We start from the raw sequence: 1710 nt of genomic DNA, 5'->3' as shown, positions 1-1710 counted from the left end.
TCATCATCGGCCGCGAGGTCTACAGCGGCAAGGGCTACATCTACGACCCCTTCCAGCTGTACGGACAACAGCTCCCGGCCCCCCACTGGCTGGTCCTCGGCGAATCCGGAAACGGAAAATCAGCCCTCGAAAAGACCTACGTCCTACGCCAGCTCCGCTTCAAGGACCGCCAGGTCGTCGTCCTCGACGCCCAGGGCGAGGACGGCGTCGGCGAGTGGAACCTGATCGCCCAGCAGCTGGGAATAACCCCCATCCGCCTGGACCCCATCGCCGCCAACGACGACGGGATCCGCCTCAACCCCCTCGACCCGGCCATCACCGCGACCGGACAGCTCGCGCTGCTCCGGACCATCATCGAGGTGGCCATGGGCCACGGCCTGGACGAGCGCGCGGGCTTCGCCCTGAAGGTCGCGCACGCCTACGTCGTGGAAACCATCACCACGCGCCAGCCGGTCCTGACCGACATCGTGGAACAACTGCGCCACCCCGAACCCGAATCCGCCCTCGCGATGAACGTCGACATAGACGATGTCCGGGCCTGGGGCCTCGACGTCGCGCTCGTCATCGACCGACTCGTCGACGGTGACCTGCGCGGCATGTTCGACGGCCCCACCACCGTCGGCATCGACCTCGACGCCCCACTGATCGTCTTCGACCTCTCCCACATCGACCGCAACTCCATCGCGATGCCGATCCTCATGGCGATCGTCGGCGTCTGGCTCGAACACACCTGGATCCGCCCCGACCGGAAGAAGCGCATCTTCCTGGTCGAGGAAGCCTGGCACATCATCAACAGCCCCTTCGTCGCCCAGCTGTTCCAGCGCCTCCTGAAGTTCGGCCGCCGCCTCGGCCTGTCCTTCGTCGCCGTCGTCCACCACCTCTCCGACGTCGTCGACGGCGCCGCCGCGCGGGAAGCCGCGGCCATCCTCAAGATGGCCTCCACCCGCACGATCTACGCCCAGAAAGCCGACGAGGCCCGCGCCACCGGCCGCGTACTCGGCCTCCCCCGCTGGGCCGTCGAAATCATCCCGACCCTCACCCCCGGCATCGCCGTCTGGGACGTCAACGGCAACGTCCAAGTGGTCAAACACCTGATCACCGAAGCCGAACGCCCCCTCGTCTTCACCGACCGCGCCATGACCGAGTCCTCCGCCCCCATCCGCCTCCCCGCCGACATGCTCGCCGCCGAACTGGAGGCGGAGGAAAGGGCCCTGTCCATCGAACGCCGCCGCGGCGGCCCCGGATCCGCGACCACGGTGGCCTGACCATGCACGACGCACGACGTACGGAGCCCCCCGCGCGCGGCGGCGGCATCCCGGACGGCCTCCTGGTCGGCCTCCTGGCCTTCCTCCTCGGCCTCGCCGTCCTCGTCTGGTCGGCCACCGGCCTCGCCGCCGTCTTCGCCAAGGGCGCCTGGCCCGACACGGTCACCTTCACCCGGACCCCGGGGGCCGTCCGCGCGCTGATAGCGCAACCGCACGACATCCCGGCCGCCTGGCCGGACACCGACCCGGCGGCCCTGTCGGGCTGGGGCCTCTTCTGGGGCCTGTTCGTCAGCCAGCTCCTGGTGATGTTCGTACTCACCGTCTTCGCCATCGGCGTGATCGCCCGCACCAAGTCCCGCCGCGCCCTGGCCCACCACCTCACGCAGGCCGAAGCGGTCACCGCCCCGGCCCCGCCGGTGTCTCAGGCGCGGGGGTCCGGGGGCCC

General features: G+C 69.9%; 1 protein-coding gene and 1 pseudogene. Both read left to right on the top strand.

Annotated elements, in window-relative coordinates; all coding sequences use genetic code 11:
• On the top strand, positions 1-1265 hold a 1265-nt coding region (locus ACWGIU_RS37250; RefSeq protein WP_453712490.1), incomplete at its 5' end, for an ATP-binding protein.
• A 2-nt stretch (positions 1266-1267) separates the two neighbouring features.
• Positions 1268-1710: pseudogene (locus ACWGIU_RS37245) on the top strand (type VI secretion protein); the annotation flags it as partial.

The sequence above is a fragment of the Streptomyces sp. NPDC054840 genome, assembly GCF_053611065.1.
Note: the sequence above shows the minus strand (reverse complement) of the source record. Positions and strands in the feature narration are given on the sequence as shown.